Here is a 16268-nt window from a genome sequence, read left to right as displayed (position 1 = left end):
CGATCAGGCCTTCGCCGTGGCGGCGCCGGACTGGCGCGCGGCCGGGGCCGGGTTCATCACCCCGGGGCGGCCGTCGAGCGTATCCAGCAGGGCGCTGGCTTCCTGCTCCATCTCCACCACGTAGCCGTGGATGCGGCCCTTGAAGTAGCGATGGAACATCAGCGCCGGAATCGCCACGATCATGCCGGTGGCGGTGCACACCAGCGCCTTGCCGATGCCACCGGCCAGCTGGTTCACGTCGCCCACGCCGTGGTCGAGGATGCCCAGGAACATCTGGATCATGCCGATCACCGTGCCGAGCAGGCCCAGCAGCGGGCCCGCCGAGGCAATGGTGCCCAGTGCGTTCAGGAATCGCTCCATGCGGTGCACCAGGTGGCGGCCGGTGTCTTCGATGCGCTCGCGGATCTGGTCGCGCGGGCGGTTGCGGGCTTCCAGTGCGGCAGCCAGCAGCGCGCCCAGCGGCGAATTCGCCCGCAGGGTCTGCAGGTGGGCCGGGTCGAGCTTGCCGCGGGCGGCCCAGTTGCGCACTTCCTGGCCGAGGCCGGGCGGCAGCACTTCAGTCCGCCGAAGGGACCAGCAACGCTCCAGGATGATCGCCAAAGCCAGTACGCCCAACAGCAGCAGCGGCACCATCGGCCAGCCACCGGCCTTGACCAGTTCCCACACGTTTCAACCCTCCGGCCCAACGGCCGCTTGTTCGATCGGCGATAGGATAGCAGCCGACCGCGCCCGCCCAGCGGCATCCCACCACCGGGATGCATGGATGCGCTGTTCACGCAGCTGCAGGCCTTGTGCGCCAAGCCATACGCGGATCGCCCCGGAGTCGGCCGTGGCCAGCACCTCCGCGCCTTGCGCCTGCCAGCGCTGGACCACATCCTGGCGCGGGTGGCCGAAGCGGTTCCGGTGCCCGGCCGAGACCACCGCCAACCGCGGCGCCACCGCCGCAACCCACGGCGCACTGGAGCTGCCGCCGCTGCCATGGTGCGGCACCAGTACCACGTCCGCCCTCAGCGCGTGCGGGTACGCCTGCAGCAGCGCCCCCTCGGCCGGTCGACCGATGTCACCCGGCAGCAGGACCACGCCGTGACGGCTGGCGATGCGCAGCACGCAGCTGTCCTCGTTCTCGGCTTGCCGGCTGCCCGGCGCCGGGTGCAGGACCTGGAAATCAACCCCGTCCCACTCCCAGCGCATCCCCTGCTGGCAGGGCGTGGCGCCGCCGATGGTGCTGCCCGGTGGCGCCAGCAGCTGCAGCCCGGGCAACTGCCGTCGCAGGCTGGGCAGGCTGCCGGTGTGATCCAGGTGGTCATGGCTGAGCATCACCTGCCGGGGCGGCCCCTGGCCGAGCGCGCGCAGGGCCGGGACCAGGATGCGTTCGTTGCCCTCGCCGCCAGTCGGCGGCCCTACGTCGTACCAGAGCGCGTGCCGCGCCGTGCGCACCAGCACCGCCGTGCCCTGGCCGACATCGTGCACCAGCAGCTCCAGCTCCCCCGCGGCCGGTGCATGCCGGGCCGGCCACAGCAGCGGCAGGCACAGCAGCAGGCCCGCCAGGCCACCGCCGGCGCCGCGCGGCAGCAGCCACCAGAACACGCCCAGCAAGGCCACGGGTAGCGCCCAGCGCGGCGCCTCGGCCAGCCACCACATCGCCTGCGGATGCAGCGCCAACGGCTGCAGGGCCCCCCAGCTGAGCTCGAACAGCCAGGCCGCGGCACGCCAGGCCCAACGCCCCGCGCCGTCATGCAGCACGTGCAGGCCGGTACCGAGCAGCGACAGCGGAACAACCAGCATTGTCCACCACGGGATGATCGGCAGGTTGACCAGCGGCCCCAGCCGCGCGGTCCCGCCGAACAAGGCGATGCACAGCGGCAGCAGCCCAAGGCTGGCAACACCCTGCGCGGCAAGGAACCCGCGCAGCCCGCCACCGATTCCCTCCGGCCCCGTCCTCGGCAGGCACCAGAGCAGCCACAGCACGCCACCGAAGCTCAGCCAGAATCCAGCCGAGAGCACCGACAGCGGCGCAGGCAACAGCATCACCATCGCGGCCAACGCCAGCCCCTGCCCTGCGCCCACCGGGCGACGCCCGGCCCTGGCCAGTGCGACCAGCCCGATCATCAGCGCCGCGCGCACCGTCGGCAGCGCACCACCCGCCGCCACGGCATAGGTGGCTGCGGCCAGCGCCGCTCCCCATGCGGCGGCCTGCGGCCGTGGCCAGTACCGTCCCAGCAGCGGGCACAGCCACCACCACAAGCGGCACAGCAGTACACCGAAGCCAGCCACCACGCCCACGTGGAAACCGGAGATGGCGACCAGATGGGTCAGGCCCAGCGCGCGCAGGTGTTCCCAGTCGGCATCGGACAGGCCACGGGTATCGCCCAGTGCCAGCGCCTGCACGAACCGCGCGGCAGGATGTGCCACCTGCACGGCGATCGCCGCACTGCTGCGTTCCCGCCAGGCCTGCAGGCCCTGCGCCGGCAGCCACTCCCGCGCACGGGCTGGATCACGCACCGAGGCATTGCCGGAGATGCCCCGCAGCACGGCGTGGCGCTCGCCATCGAAGCCGCCGGGATTGATCCGCGAGCGTGGCGCGCGCACGCGCAACGACAACTGCCAATGCGATCCTGCGCGAACCGCATGGCGCCCGCCCTCCGCCTCGTGCGCTGGCGATCCGCGCCACGGATCGTTCCAGGTCACCTGCAGGCGCTTGCCACGCAGCGATGGCAGCGCGCCGGCATCTTCGACATGCAGCACGAAACGCGTGTAGCCGGGCCCCTGCTGGGGAAGGTCGGCAACCCGGCCCCGCACCTGCACATCCTGCGCTGGCGCGCCGGGTGGCAGCTGGCCATGCAGGACCCAGTGCCCGTGCACCGTTGCCCAGGCCAGGCCGAGCAGGGCCGCGGCCCAGGCACGGCCGCGCCAGGGCAACAGCCAGCCGCCGGCGCCGGCGATCGCCATCGGCACACTCAGCCACAGCGGCAGCAACATCGGCATCTGCACGCAGGCCAGCGCCCCCAGCACCAGGCCTGCAGCGCAGCCAAAGCCAAACAGGGCCGGGGCGGATCGATCGGGAACCATTTCCCCAGCCTGCCGCTGGAGGTCGCAGGCTGCCTATCGGGCCTTTCCCCGTGCGCCTGTCAGCGCCGTACGGTACCGCGGTGGAAATTGACTCTGAAGCTGGCGCCGCCGCCAGCCGCTTCGCCAACGCTGACCGAGCCACCGTGGTGCTGCACGATTTCCTTCACCAGGTGCAGGCCCAGGCCACTGCCGCTGCCGGCTGCACGCAGGCGGTGGAAGGGCTCGAAGATCGCTTCGCGGTCGCCGACCGGAATGCCGGCGCCCTGGTCGCTGACCTCCAGCAGGCCGCGTGCATCGAGGCGCACGCAGATCGTGCCGCGCCCGCCGCCATGGACGATGGCGTTGTGCACCAGGTTGGCGATCACCCGCCCCAGCGCCAGGCTGTCGCCATGGATCCACACGGGCGACTCCGGCGCATCCACCTCGAAGCCATAACCGGCGCCGACCACCAGCGGCGCCAGATCGGCGGCCGCCTCGCGCACCAGCAACGCCAGGTCCAGCCGCTGCAGCGCGCCGACATTGCGATCGAGACGCTGCAGGTCGAGCAGGTGCTCAGCCACGTTGCCGAGGCGGGCGACGTCGGTCAGCAACTGCGATTTCAGTTCACCCTGCGGCAGCTGCGACAGGCGCGCCTGCACCACCGCGATCGGTACGCGCAGCTCATGCGCGGCATCGGCGAGGAACTTGTCGCGCGCTGCATAGCCCTGCTGCACCTTGTCGATCGCATCGTTGAACGCTTCCACCAGTGGTGCGACCTCGGTGGACACCAGCTGCGCATCCAGGCGCGCGCCCGGCTGGCCGATGTCCAGTTCCTTGGCCTGCTGCGCGGAGCGGCGCACGCCGCGCATCGCGCGATGGATCACCGTCGGCATCACCAGCAGCGTGACCACGATCAACGGCAGGAAGAACCACAGGCCGATCAGGCGCAGCACCATCAGCGCGCCATCCAGCAACCCGCCCTTTGGAGCGCCACCGACCATCACCGTGATGCGGCGCCCCTCTTCGTTGCGGATCATCACCCGCGCCACATCCAGGTACGGCGGCACCAGCGAACCAAGTTCGGTCGCGCCCAGCGTCGGCAACCGCGCCAGCAGCGGCGCGTGGATCGCCGGAATCGTGCCGCGCTCCAACCAGACACCCTTGTCGTCGACTGCCGCGAACCAGAGGTTGCCGCCTGCACTGGCATCGAGCTTTTCCCAGCGCGCCTGGTCCAGCACCAGTCGGCCACCCTCGCTGTGCACTGCCTTGGCCACTGCCTCGGCCATGAACATGTCCATGCCCCAGGTGTCCTTGTCACCCCAGGTCAGGATCAACGCGACCACCGCGAACAGCACGGTGAAGGCCTGTGCAAGGAACAGGCGCCAGGCCAGGCCCAGGGTGATGGAACGGATCGGACGTGCCATCTCAGGCCTCCGCCAGCAGGTAGCCGACACCGCGGATCACATGGATCTCCACGCCGGCCCCCGCCTGTTGCAGCGCCTTGCGCAGCTTGGAGATATGCGCGTCCAGTGCATTGGACTGGATCTCGTCATCGAAGCCGTACACTGCCGCCTCCAAGGCACTGCGGGTGACGGTGCGTCCCTGCCGCATCGCCAGCGCCTGCAGCACCAGCACCTGCCGGCGCGGCAGCGCCAGCAGCTGGCCATCGACCTGCGCCTGCAGCGATTCGAAATCGAATTCCAGCCGGCCCAGTCGCAGGCTGGGTGTCACCATCGCAGACGGCCGCCGCGACACCGCACGGATGCGCGCCATCAGCTCCTCGATCGCCACCGGCTTGACCAGATAGTCATCGGCGCCGACATCCAGGCCCTCGACCTTGTCCGACAGCGTGCCCTTGGCAGTCAGCATGATCACCGCCAGGTTCGGGCGCAGGGCCCGCGCAACGGCAACGAAGCCAGCGCCGTCGCCATCAGGCAACTGGCGGTCGAGCAGCATCAGCTGGTGCACGGGTTCGCGCAGCGCGATGGCCGCTTCGGCCAGGCAACCAACCACATCGGCGACCACGCCCTGCCGCTCCAGTCCCGATTGCAGGGCTCGGGACAGATCAGGATCGTCTTCGACCAGGAGGATGCGCATCGGGGGCTCGGCTACCGGAAACGGTGCCGATCATAGTGCCTGGCGCCCACTTTTTCCGCTTCGGCCTGCCGGATGCGCCGACGCAATGTTCTGACAATGTTGCCCCGCCATCATGCGCAGCCATCCCCCGCAAAGTCGCTGATCGATGCCGTCACTGTCCCCGACCCTGCTGCGCCCGCTGCTGTTCTCCGCTGCCTTCGGCCTGCCGGTGTTCGCGCAGGCCGCCGACCGCAACCCGGGCGTGCAGGCCGGCATCAGCGCTGGCGCAACCTCGGGCGCGTATGCGCACTACGACGTCAAACCACTGGTGGTTCCGTCCATTGCCTGGCAGGGCCAGCGCTTCTTCGCCAGCCCCGGCTCGCTGGGGATGTACCTGTACAAGGGCCAGGGCCTGCGCCTTTCGACGGCGCTCACGCCCTACACGCTGCGCTTCAAGACCGATGACGTGAATGATCCGCAGCTGCGCCGCCTGCACAGCCGGCAGATGTCGGCCATGGCCGGCATCAACGGCGAATACAGCGCCGACTGGGGCATCATCGAAGCTGGGGTGATGCGTGAGATCACCGGCCACGGCGGCGGTTTCGAATCGCGCCTGCACTACAGCTATCCGATCCAGGCCGGCCGCTTCACGTGGGTCCCCAAGGTGGGCGTGGTGCGCTCCAGCGCACGCTTGCTGGATTACTACTACGGCATCAGCGATGAGGAAGCGCTGCGCTCCGGACTGGCCGCCTACCGGCCGGGCAGCACGACATCGCCAAGCCTGCAGATCGCCGTCAGCACGCCGCTGGGCACGAAGTGGCGCGCGACCGGCGTCGTCGCCAACCAGTGGTTTGGCGATGCGGTGAAGGACAGCCCGATGGCACGACGCGGCACACAGTCGTCGGCCTTCATTTCCTTGATGCGCTCGTTCTGAACGAGCACCCGCTACGGACAAGGACTCCCCATGGCCTCCGTCTCCCCCACTTCCGAAGCACACGCGATCCTGCGAGCCCCCGATCTGGACAGCGCCGAACGCGTCTACCTTGGCCTGATGCCCGACCTTGAGCACGTAAGCGCGCTTGCACGTCGCGCGCTCGGCCAGTCGCGCGTTGCCGACGCGGCCCGGGGATACGCGCTTTCGATGACCCTGGTCGGGCTGCGCCTGCAGGAACTGGAGATGGGCGAGGCCAGCGCGAAAGAGCACCGGCAGGCCACCCTGCGCAGCCTGCGCCAGGCCTTCAGCGCCTGAGCACCGGCCAGCCGCAACGCTGCCGCAGTGCCGCGCAGCCGCTCAGCGGAACGTGGTCCAGGCCAGCACAGCGGACAACAGGGCGACCCAGATCACTGCCTTGAACGTACCTTCCAGCATGTTGCCGCCGAACAGCACTTCAAAGAACGGATTGGGCCTGGAAACCGGCACATGATCGCTCATCGTTGAAAGATCCTGGGGATGGGTGGAGGGCATGCACGCAAGCCTGCGCGGGCACAACTCTAGTACATGTGCTCCGTCGGAGGATGCGCCGGGAACATCCGCTTAACAACCTGCGCGCCAGTTCGGGTATGTTCGACCCAACGCTGTGTTCAAGGATGATCGATGCTCAAGCGCGTCCTGTTCCCCGTTGTCGCCCTGCTGCTGTCCGTGCTGGTCATCGCGCTCGGATGGCAGAACCGCCAGCTGCGGCAGATCAATGAGCAGATGGCCACGCAGCTGCAGGACATGCGTCTTGCAGCACATGGCCTCGAACTGGGCAGTCGCCCGGATGCGCTGGCGCTGCGCACCACGCAGCAGACCTTCGTCGATATCGGCGGTGCGCGCGAGGTTCCGCAGATCCTCTATTTCTTCTCCACCGCATGCCGCTACTGCCTGGCCTCGGTACCGCAGCTGCAACAGATCGCCGCGGCCCGCGGCAACAGCGAACTGGTCGGTGTCGGCATGCCGCCATACGACCAGCTGGCGGACTACGCCGGCAAACATGCACTGCGCTTCCCGATCGCCATCGACAACGAAGCCGCCGCGTCCACGCGCTATCGCGCCACCGTCACGCCGATGCTGATGGTGCTGGCTGCCGATGGCCGCGTTGCCTACAAGCATGTCGGCCAGCTCGACGCCCAGGTCGTGCAGGCTGCCGTCGCCTCGCTCGCACCGAAGCCGGCGCTGCCCTGATCCCGCGTGCCGCGCATCGCGTCGCGGCCCCCTGTTACCGCATTCGCGCCACAACCGGCACTCCCGTGCCTTCGGCAACTGCAACTCCACAACGCCAACCAAGGAGATACACATGATCGGAAAGAAAGTGCTTTCGTCCGTCGCCGGTATCGTCGTTGTCGCGGCCATGGCCTTCGGCGCCAGCCAGGCCTTCGCCGTCTCGCCCAAGACCGGATATGCACCGGGCTGCGAACCACACCCGCAGTGCCCGTTCGGCAACGCGGGCAAGCACGGCCAGCTGCTGTGCTGCGATCCGTTGTAACCGGATCCGTGCATGGGGTCGGCATCGCTGACCTGCCACACCCGCCGCGGAGCTGAGCCAGCGCCGCGGCCATGACCGGGCCACCCCGCAGTGGCCCACCACGCCGGGCCGCCTTGAAGCGCGGCCCGGCACTTCCTGGCCCGGATTCATCCTTCCCGCAGCGACTTGGCGGGCGCTTTTCCGGCTTTCGTCGCATACCGGTTTCACAGCGCAGGGGGCAGTGCCACGCTGGACTCCCTTCTCCGGAGCACCGTGCCATGCCGATGCTTGCCCTGCTGCTGTTGTGCGCTGGCCTGTTCGGCCGCGATGCCGACGCCGGGGATGCCTCCCTGCGCAGCCAGATCCTGCAGGCCGACGCCGGTCAGGCAGAAACATCGTCGGTGCCGGGTCGGAAAGCAGCCCCGGCCACCCTGCAGCTGTACCGGCTACGCCAGGATCGCGTATTGCGCGTGGGCAATCAGCCGCCACAGGCCGACGCCCCGCAGCGGCAAGCCGGCTCGGCGCGCTTCGCGCAGGTCTGGGAACGCGTGGACGGGCACTGGCGGCTGCAGCGCATGATCAGCATCGACGAATGGGTTGCCCAGCGCTGACGCTCGGCACCGGCAACCGTCGTAAACGAGAAAGCCGGCCCAGGGCCGGCTTTCATCGTGATCCACCGCTGCACCGGCAATGCCGGGAGCCAGGTGGTGGGCGGTACAGGGTTCGAACCTGTGACCCCTACCATGTCAAGGTAGTGCTCTACCGCTGAGCTAACCGCCCATCTTGTTCCTGCCGCCCGAAAGCTGGCCTTGCTACGTAAAAACCCGGCGCCAGGGCCGGGCTCTTCAGTTCACGACAGCCTCCTTCCGGAGACTTCGTGGTGGGCGGTACAGGGTTCGAACCTGTGACCCCTACCATGTCAAGGTAGTGCTCTACCGCTGAGCTAACCGCCCGTTTTTGCTTCTGAACGTCCGCGATTGCGTCGGTGCAGGCCGCGTATATTACGGATGCCGGCCGTGAAGCGCAACACTTTTGTGAAGAAGATGCTGCACCGCCGCGTTCAGCCCAGACTCGCTTCCTTCAGCTGCCGGATCTGGTCACGCACCCGTGCGGCATCCTCGAATTCCAGGTCCTTGGCGTGCTGGTACATCTGCTGTTCGAGCGCCTTGAGACGCGCCGCCAGCTGGGCCGGACCGAGCGAACGGTAATCGGCTCCGTCCTCGGCAACACCCGCCCTGCCCTTGCCCTTGCCCTTCTTGGCTTCCTTCTCCGCCGCATCCGAACGCGCACCTTCGAGGACGTCGACGATCGGGCGCGCCACCGAGCGCGGCACGATGCCGTGTTCTTCGTTGTACTCGACCTGCTTGGCGCGGCGGCGGTCGGTCTCGTCGATCGCTGCCTGCATCGAGCGGGTCACCTTGTCCGCATACAGGATCGCCTTGCCGCGCACATTGCGGGCGGCGCGGCCGATGGTCTGGATCAGCGAACCGGTGGAGCGCAGGAAGCCTTCCTTGTCGGCGTCGAGGATCGCCACCAGCGACACCTCGGGCATGTCCAGGCCTTCGCGCAGCAGGTTGATGCCGACCAGCACGTCGAACTTGCCCAGGCGCAGGTCGCGGATGATCTCCACGCGCTCGACCGTATCCACGTCCGAGTGCAGGTAGCGCACGCGGATACCGTGTTCGGTGAGGTACTCGGTGAGGTTCTCGGCCATGCGCTTGGTCAGCGTGGTGACCAGCACGCGGTCGCCCGCCTTGATGCGCGCGTTGGCCTCGCTCATCAGATCGTCGACCTGGGTACCGACCGGCCGGATCTCCACCACCGGGTCGATCAGGCCGGTTGGGCGCACCACCAGTTCGGTGATCTCGTCACCGGCTTCACGCAGTTCATAGGGCCCGGGCGTGGCCGACACGTAGATGCTGCGCGGGCAGCGCTCCTCCCATTCCTCGAAGCGCAGCGGGCGGTTGTCCAGCGCCGACGGCAGGCGGAAACCGAACTCAACCAGGGTTTCCTTGCGCGAGCGGTCACCCTTGAACATGGCGCCGATCTGCGGAATGGTCACATGCGATTCGTCGATCACCAGCAGCGCATCCGGCGGCAGGTAGTCGAACAGAGTCGGTGGCGGCTCGCCGGCGTTCTTGCCGGTCAGGTGCCGCGAGTAGTTCTCGATACCGTTGCAGAACCCGACCTCGGCCATCATCTCGATGTCGAACTGCGTGCGCTGTGCCAGGCGCTGCGCCTCCACCAGCTTGTTTTCCGCGTACAGCTGCTCAAGCCGCTCCTTCAACTCCACCTTGATCGTTTCCACCGCGGCCAGCACGCGCTCGCGGGTGGTGGCGTAGTGGGTCTTGGGGTAGACGGTGAAACGCTGCATGTTGCGCATCGTCTCACCGGTGAGCGGGTCGAACAGGGTGATCTTCTCGACCTCGCCGTCGAACAGCTCGATGCGCAGCGCTTCGCTGTCCGACTCGGCCGGGAACACGTCGATCACTTCGCCACGCACGCGGAACGTGCCGCGCTGAAGCTCGTACTCATTGCGCGTGTACTGCAGCTGGGTCAGGTGATTGATCAGGTCGCGCTGGTCGATGCGCTCGCCCTTGGACAGGATCAGGCGCAGCGACAGGTAGTCCTCCGGCGCACCCAGGCCATAGATCGCCGACACCGTGGCCACCACGATCGCATCCGGGCGCGACAGCAGGGTCTTGGTCGCGGCCAGCCGCATCTGCTCGATGTGCTCGTTGATCGAACTGTCCTTCTCGATGAAGGTGTCCGACGAAGGCACGTAGGCCTCCGGCTGGTAGTAGTCGTAGTAGCTGACGAAATACTCGACCGCGTTGTGCGGGAAGAACGCCTTGAACTCACCATACAGCTGCGCCGCCAGCGTCTTGTTCGGCGCCATGATCAGCGTCGGTTTCTGCACGTTCTGGATGACGTTGGCGATGGTGTAGGTCTTGCCCGAGCCGGTGACGCCCAGCAGGGTCTGCTTGGCGATGCCCGCCTCGAAGTTGCTGGTCAGCTTCGCGATGGCATCAGGCTGGTCGCCCGCCGGCGAATACGGCGAGACGAGTTCGAAACGGTCGCTCATGGTGTTGCCAGTTCCCGGGAAGGACAAGTATACGGGGCAAGGGGTGACGGCCGGCTGAGGGCTTTCCGGGCAGGCGGGCGCGGCAGTGCCTGATGGCGGCCGTCCCGCTGCGGCGCGAGGCTTGATGCCATGCATCGCACTCCCGCCCACTGTCGTTCAGCATCACGCGGCGTGCATCTGGTCGAGATGCTGGTGGTGATCGCCATCCTTTCCGTTCTGCTGGCCGTGGGCTGGCCGGCCCTGCGCCCGGTGCTGTTGCGGCAACGCGCCGACGCCCTGCAGCTGACCCTGCATGCCAGTCTTTCCAGCGCCAGAAGCGAGGCCCTGAAGCGCCGCGAACTGATCGGGCTGTGCGCCAGCGACGACGGTGAGCAGTGCTCCCGCGACTGGAGCGCAGGGTGGATCATCTATCGCAGCGGCAGGCACCGGGGGACACCAGCATCCGCCCAGGACATCCTGATCCACCATCAAGGCCGGACCGACATCGCCATCGTCGCCCAGGCCAGCGGTGGACGGCCGCTGCTGTTCTTCCAGCCTGACGGGCGCAGTCCCGGTGCCAATCTGACGCTGCGCATCTGCGCAGGAGACCGGCTGCATGGCAGGTTGGTCATCAACAACGGCGGCCGCATCCGCAGCGAGCGTGTCGACCGCACCCTTCCCTGCTGACGGGCCAAAACGACAAAAGCCGCGATTTCTCGCGGCTTTTGCAGTATCTGGCGCCCGAAGTTGGACTCGAACCAACGACCCCCTGATTAACAGTCAAGTGCTCTAACCGGCTGAGCTATTCGGGCGGGGAGGCGCATTGTACTGGGCGTTCAGAGGAAGATCAACACCTGATTTACCAGCAATCGGAAACCGTGCCGCTGGCCGTTTTGCGGTTGGCCTGGTCCACGCTCAGCGTCCCGCAGCTGTCCTTGGTCTGGTTGCCCTGGGGCGTCGCAGTCAGCGTGAACGAGGACGCCTTGCCATCGAACGTGATCGCGTACCGTGTGGTCCCGCCCTCGCGCGGCGACACCTTGCTGGGCAGCGCGAAGCCCGAGTAGGTGTTGTTCACCGAGTAGTAGCGCTCAGCACGCTGCGCGTATTCCACCAGGTCCGCCTTGGCCACGCCCCGGTGCGACTGGCGGATGTACTGCTGGTACGACGGAACGACAATCGCGGCCAGGATACCGAGCACGATCACCACGATCATCAGTTCGATGAGGGAGAAACCGTGCTGCTTGCCGGGACGACGCAGGGTACGGGAAAGAGTGTTCAGGCTCATGGGCATGTCTTCGTTACTGGATCTGGCGCCAGGATTGGCGACCGCAGGGATAAGGCACGTACATCGTCGGAGCACCCGCCACGTTGACCGCCATCCAGCAGGCACGTCCGCCTCGATCGGCACCCTTTGCCAGGCGCGGCATCACCGAGACATTGACGTCCTTCACCGGTGCGGTGCCGCCGGTGTCGAGACTGACGCCAGCCGTGCCCGCTCCGTAGGGCGTACCGGTAATGGACCCGACCCGCGCCTGCTCCAGCGATGCAACGCCCGAGATCGGATTGAGGCCAAACAGCCAGTTGCTTCCCTCGGTCGAACAGCCACGGCCACCCGCGGTGGGCATGTAGGTAGGCATGAACACCGTTCCCGACGCCACGGCAGGATTACCAACAAAGCGCTCACCTGCGCCGGGCAGTGCAATGCTCCATCCGCGCGCCGCGCCGGAGAAGGGTGTGGCCGTGACCGTGCGCAACTTGTTGGTGGTGGTCACTGTATAGGCCACCAGATTGGCGGGCACGATCGTGGCCTCCGGCTGGTCCTTGCTGGTGTCGTTGACACCGTACAGCGACTGCGCGGTGAGATCCTGGGGGTCATTGTCGAAGGAGAAGCTGCCGGTACCCAGCACCAGCATCACGCCACCACCGGGTCCGGTCACGGCGGTCATGCCACCGGTAATCGGCTGGCGATACACCTGGTTGTTGTTGTTGGTCTGGCGCGCCGTGGTGAACACCGGCGTGGTGACCGAGGTCGCCGTGCTTTCCAGGTCGAACTTCCACAGCGCGCCGCGCTGGTCGGCCGCATAGATCGTGTCCGCCAGGCCGTCACGGCCACGTACACGCCCCGTCCCACCGGCGCTGTCTGCGCGCCAACGGTCGACAGCCACGATGTTGCCCAGGCCATTGTCACCGGCAGGTGCGGTTGCTGCGGCCTCGGTAGCAGTGATCATCCGCACCGCGCCCGATCCCAGGTCGACCACGAACAGCACGGCCTTGCGGCTGAGGCTGTTGTAACCGTTGCCGAAGATCGCTTTCCACGCCACCCCGGTCCCTTCCTTCACCGGCACGATCACCGGCTTGCCAAGGACATGGCCGATGTTCGCCTTTACGGTGCTATCGAGCCCCGGCGCCACGTCACTGATTTCCCACAGGCGATTGCCGGTACCGAAGCTGGACGGCGTGGTCACATCCAGCGCGAACACCGAGCGCCCACCGGCGCCCGCCGTACCGACCAGCGCCGTGGCCCAGTTGCCACCGATCTGTGCGTCCGCCACCGCGATCGGTCCATCCACGTAGTAGCGATGACGGAAGCGCTGGTCGGACTTGTTGGCCGCCACGTAGGGATACAGCAGGTTGGCCATGTGGCCCAGCGCGGTTCCAGGGATGTAGGCGAAGGTCTCGCTGCCACCGGCACCGTCACTTACGCCACTGCCGTTCATGCCACCGTCGAAGGCATGCAGCATGCCGTCATTGGCACCGACATAGACCATGTAGCGGCCATTGTTGCGCTTGCGGGTCAGATACGTGGCATACGAGGTCGCCATCGCGGTGCTGATGCGCTGGTAGCCATAGTCGTCGCGGGGCGAACTGATCACCGGGCTGGAATTGACGATGTCGCCCAGCACGGTGGTACGGGTGCGATAGATGCCCCCCGAATTGCGTACTTCGCGCGATGCGTCGCCGCGCAGATAAGCCATGGCCGTGGCGATGTCGCCGCCCAGCTTTTCAGCCTCGGTCGCGGAACAGCGCGCAATGCCCGGATACTGCTTCTCATCCTTGTTGCAGAGGTCGCTGAAGGCGATGTTGGTGCTGCTGAAGTCAACTGCAGCATTGCCCTTGGTGGCAACGATGGTGCGCGAACGCTGCGCTCCCAGTTTCTCCGCCGCTTCCCACACCTGCGTGTACTCGGTCTGCTGCGTCTTGTCGTTCACCGCAAGCTTGGATGCCTTCAGGCGACTGAACCAATCGGTTTCCTCGTTGGCCACTTCGAACTGGGGTGTGACCGCCAGCGACCCGGTACCGATACGCGCGCCGGTCAGGCCCTGGCTGCCCGAAGGCGCTGGCCCGGAGGTGACCGACGACAGCACCCGGCGCATGGCCGCGGTGATGTCTGCCGGAGTACGCGCGTTGATGTACTCACCGCGGGTATTGGTCGCGGCGTGCCAGATGTCATCCACGGTGCTGGGGTTGTCGTTCTGGCGACTTGGCCAGTTGCTGTAGACCGCCGAATCGGTATACGGGTTCTGCTGCTTGTCAGGGTCGAACAGGTTGCCACGCGCACCCAGGGTGATCCCGTAGAAGTTGATATGCAGGTTCTTGTTGCAGTCCAGCGACTTGTCGGTACTGGTCGCGCACTGCTCCGGCACCGGCACATTGCCCTTGGGCATCGCGGTATCGGTGCGCAACGGATTGACGTAATAATACGCCGCGATATCAGCCATCGTATCCGAGTTGCTGTCCTTGAACGGGGCACCCATGGCACCGTCAATGTTCCCTGGGGTGGGAATCGAACTCGATGGGAACCCGTTGCCGTTGTTGCTGTAGCCATCGGTGAACAGCATCACCGCGTTTTTCTGGCAGGAAAGCTTGATGGGGGCCGCATCGTCGGTTCGCATGAACTGCAGGCCGGCCGCATTTACCGCATTGCGGTTTGGCGTGCCACCGCTGGCCGTCAGTGCGATCATGTCGTTATACAGCTGAGTCTTCTGACCAATCAGGCTCATGTCCTGGATCGTTAGACGCTTCGCAGCATCCGTCGAGCTGTTGTACTTCAGGAAATCGTTGATCCTGAAATAGCCGACATACATATCGTTGACATTCAACGCATGCGTCATGCCCGCGATCATCGCGCGGTTGCGGTTTCCGTAGTAGGTAAACCAGTTGGCGAAGTTCTGCATTGCCGCCGCATCACTTGCCGTGAGCACGTACTTCCACATGTGGCAACCCTTGCCGCAGGCATCCAGGACCTTGGTCCGATTGTTGCCCGCGTTGGCATAGGCATTGGGCGTTCCTGCCAACTGCGGATAGGGGTCGCCATCGCTCTTGAAGGGCATATAGAACGTCGCAGGCGTGTACTCCAACGACGCGTTGGCCGCGGACGACCATGAGGTCCCAGATTTGTTCTCCTGCACGGAACTGAACCGTCCGGAGTCGGATACGGTCATGTATCGCTGGCCCGGCGGGGCATACATGCCGTCCTGCATGCGCTGCACATCCCAGGATCGAGTTCCCAGGTAGCTGCTCGATACATTTACGACATAGTTGCTGTCATTCTGGTTACGCGGATCAATGAGCGCGGCGCTGGCGACCGATGCCGGGTAGGATTCAACAGCCTCATTGACGATACGGAGCCAGGGTTGATACTGGATCGAGGGATCGTAGTAGGCTGGATTGTAGGCAGCGGATCGGGCAAACCCGAACACGTCCAACGCAGGGATTCCGAGATAACTGGTGTTGATCCGCGGCCCCGGCAACAGGTAGAAATAGTTGCACTGCCCATCGTTGTAGGGCCTGTTCCACGAATCGTAAGCAATGATGTCATCCGGTTTGTTCAGGACCCCGGCCGACTTGAAGAAGCTCTTGCGCGCGTTGCTCCAGCACGCCGTTCCATCCTGCCCTGGGAACTGAGTCTGAAAGGTCATCGAACCCGAATCATCCACCGCCATGATGAATGACGGCGGCGCGGAGACCTTCAGGTTCATCGGGTGCTGCGACAATGTGCCCTGCGCCTGCGCGGCGAACAGGTTCATCGCAAGCCAGGTGCCGCCAGCCACCGCCAGCAACAGCCCGGAGCCGGCCAGGATCTTGATCTTTCGGGTCGCCATGACCGGGTTCCTCAAAGCTTGAAAACAGTGTCGACAGCCGCCGAGGAAGTACCCTCGTTGCTGGTGGCGGCATCGCGATCGGAGCCGAACGCGGTGATCTGGTAGACGCGGGTGGGCTCTTCGCTTTCCGGCGTGCCCATGCCCAGCGTCGATTCGCCCTGGATGCAGGCGTCGATGCGGCGCACGCTGACCACCGGCGCCGCCGACAGTTTCTGCTCTCCCACCCAGCGGGTGGGATCGAAGCCGTCATCGCAGATGCGCTTGATGGCGTCAGCCTTCAACGAGCCGCCGTCGCCGGTATTGTTGTCGATCTCCTCGATCGACCGCTCGGCGTCACGGACCGCCCGCTCGCTGGCCTGGAACGCCACGTTGGCGGCCCGGTAGTTGGAGGACATGCGCTCCTGCATGCTCGCCACCTGCATGCCGACCACGCCGATCAGCGACAGCAGGATCAACAGCATCAGAGCCACGTACAGCACCGCACCGCGCTGCTGCGTACGCCCCTGCAATCGACGGGAGACGGAGGGCTTCATG

At 66.3% G+C, this 16268-nt stretch carries 15 protein-coding genes and 3 tRNA genes; 6 read left to right on the top strand and 12 right to left on the bottom strand.

Annotation, left to right across the window (positions count from 1 at the left end; genetic code table 11):
- Positions 1-3: 3 nt before the first annotated feature.
- The 4 genes from AC5P9P_RS03360 to AC5P9P_RS03345 are packed head-to-tail and all read right to left on the bottom strand — an operon-like array spanning position 4 to position 5145.
- Positions 4-666, bottom strand: coding sequence for a MotA/TolQ/ExbB proton channel family protein (locus tag AC5P9P_RS03360; RefSeq protein WP_111108368.1), 663 nt, complete (start codon positions 664-666; stop codon positions 4-6).
- A gap of 3 nt (positions 667-669) precedes the next feature.
- Positions 670-3069 carry a DNA internalization-related competence protein ComEC/Rec2 gene (locus AC5P9P_RS03355; RefSeq protein WP_111108367.1) on the bottom strand — a complete coding sequence of 800 codons (2400 nt, stop codon included), beginning with the start codon at positions 3067-3069 and terminating at the stop codon, positions 670-672.
- 59 nt (positions 3070-3128) lie between these two features.
- The gene (locus AC5P9P_RS03350; protein WP_033833868.1) at positions 3129-4472 is read right to left on the bottom strand and encodes a sensor histidine kinase; all 1344 of its coding nucleotides are present in this window, start codon (positions 4470-4472) and stop codon (positions 3129-3131) included.
- Position 4473: 1 nt separating this feature from the next.
- Entirely contained in the window at positions 4474-5145 is a 672-nt protein-coding gene (locus tag AC5P9P_RS03345) for a response regulator transcription factor (RefSeq protein WP_033833867.1), read from the bottom strand.
- Positions 5146-5290: 145 nt separating this feature from the next.
- Between AC5P9P_RS03345 and AC5P9P_RS03340 the strand changes: the two genes are divergently transcribed.
- Positions 5291-6058, top strand: coding sequence for a MipA/OmpV family protein (locus AC5P9P_RS03340; protein ID WP_111108366.1), 768 nt, complete (start codon positions 5291-5293; stop codon positions 6056-6058).
- 30 nt (positions 6059-6088) lie between these two features.
- The gene (locus AC5P9P_RS03335; protein ID WP_005408868.1) at positions 6089-6373 is read left to right on the top strand and encodes a hypothetical protein; all 285 of its coding nucleotides are present in this window, start codon (positions 6089-6091) and stop codon (positions 6371-6373) included.
- Positions 6374-6415: 42 nt separating this feature from the next.
- Here AC5P9P_RS03335 and AC5P9P_RS03330 read toward each other — a convergent pair whose 3' ends face one another.
- On the bottom strand, positions 6416-6556 hold the full coding sequence (locus tag AC5P9P_RS03330; RefSeq protein ID WP_164281623.1) for a hypothetical protein: 141 nt from the start codon (positions 6554-6556) through the stop codon (positions 6416-6418).
- 162 nt (positions 6557-6718) lie between these two features.
- Between AC5P9P_RS03330 and AC5P9P_RS03325 the strand changes: the two genes are divergently transcribed.
- The 3 genes from AC5P9P_RS03325 (at position 6719) to AC5P9P_RS03315 (ending at position 8179) form a co-directional block, all read left to right on the top strand.
- Positions 6719-7288 (top strand): TlpA family protein disulfide reductase, encoded by a 570-nt coding sequence (locus AC5P9P_RS03325; RefSeq protein ID WP_005408866.1) that lies wholly within the window; start codon positions 6719-6721, stop codon positions 7286-7288.
- A gap of 112 nt (positions 7289-7400) precedes the next feature.
- Positions 7401-7589, top strand: a complete 189-nt coding sequence (locus AC5P9P_RS03320) for a hypothetical protein (RefSeq protein WP_005408865.1) — start codon at positions 7401-7403, stop codon at positions 7587-7589.
- Positions 7590-7846: 257 nt separating this feature from the next.
- A complete protein-coding gene (locus AC5P9P_RS03315; RefSeq protein ID WP_049431340.1) occupies positions 7847-8179 on the top strand; it encodes a hypothetical protein in 333 nt (110 codons plus the stop codon).
- Positions 8180-8273: 94 nt separating this feature from the next.
- On the opposite strand, the gene AC5P9P_RS03310 is transcribed toward AC5P9P_RS03315, so the two are convergent.
- The 3 genes from AC5P9P_RS03310 to uvrB all read right to left on the bottom strand — a co-directional run bounded on the left by AC5P9P_RS03310 (position 8274) and on the right by uvrB (position 10653).
- Positions 8274-8348 (bottom strand) — tRNA-Val (locus tag AC5P9P_RS03310).
- A gap of 98 nt (positions 8349-8446) precedes the next feature.
- Positions 8447-8521 (bottom strand) — tRNA-Val (locus tag AC5P9P_RS03305).
- A 107-nt stretch (positions 8522-8628) separates the two neighbouring features.
- Positions 8629-10653, bottom strand: a complete 2025-nt coding sequence (gene uvrB, locus AC5P9P_RS03300; protein ID WP_033833863.1) for an excinuclease ABC subunit UvrB — start codon at positions 10651-10653, stop codon at positions 8629-8631.
- 129 nt (positions 10654-10782) lie between these two features.
- On the opposite strand from uvrB, the gene AC5P9P_RS03295 reads away from it, so the two are divergent.
- Complete coding sequence (locus AC5P9P_RS03295) at positions 10783-11319, top strand: GspH/FimT family pseudopilin (protein ID WP_005408862.1); 537 nt, start codon at positions 10783-10785, stop codon at positions 11317-11319.
- Between the two features lie 48 nt (positions 11320-11367).
- Here AC5P9P_RS03295 and AC5P9P_RS03290 read toward each other — a convergent pair.
- From AC5P9P_RS03290 to AC5P9P_RS03275, 4 genes are all read right to left on the bottom strand, one after another.
- Positions 11368-11444: transfer RNA gene (locus AC5P9P_RS03290), tRNA-Asn, on the bottom strand.
- 47 nt (positions 11445-11491) lie between these two features.
- Complete coding sequence (locus AC5P9P_RS03285; protein WP_005408861.1) at positions 11492-11917, bottom strand: type IV pilin protein; 426 nt, start codon at positions 11915-11917, stop codon at positions 11492-11494.
- A 13-nt stretch (positions 11918-11930) separates the two neighbouring features.
- A complete protein-coding gene (locus AC5P9P_RS03280; protein ID WP_049454052.1) occupies positions 11931-15734 on the bottom strand; it encodes a pilus assembly protein in 3804 nt (1267 codons plus the stop codon).
- A gap of 11 nt (positions 15735-15745) precedes the next feature.
- The gene (locus tag AC5P9P_RS03275; RefSeq protein ID WP_049431909.1) at positions 15746-16267 is read right to left on the bottom strand and encodes a pilus assembly PilX family protein; all 522 of its coding nucleotides are present in this window, start codon (positions 16265-16267) and stop codon (positions 15746-15748) included.
- Position 16268 lies beyond the last annotated feature (1 nt).

This window comes from Stenotrophomonas sp. YJH_SMC_14-1, from assembly GCF_059372275.1.
This window is presented reverse-complemented; position numbering and strand designations above follow the sequence as displayed.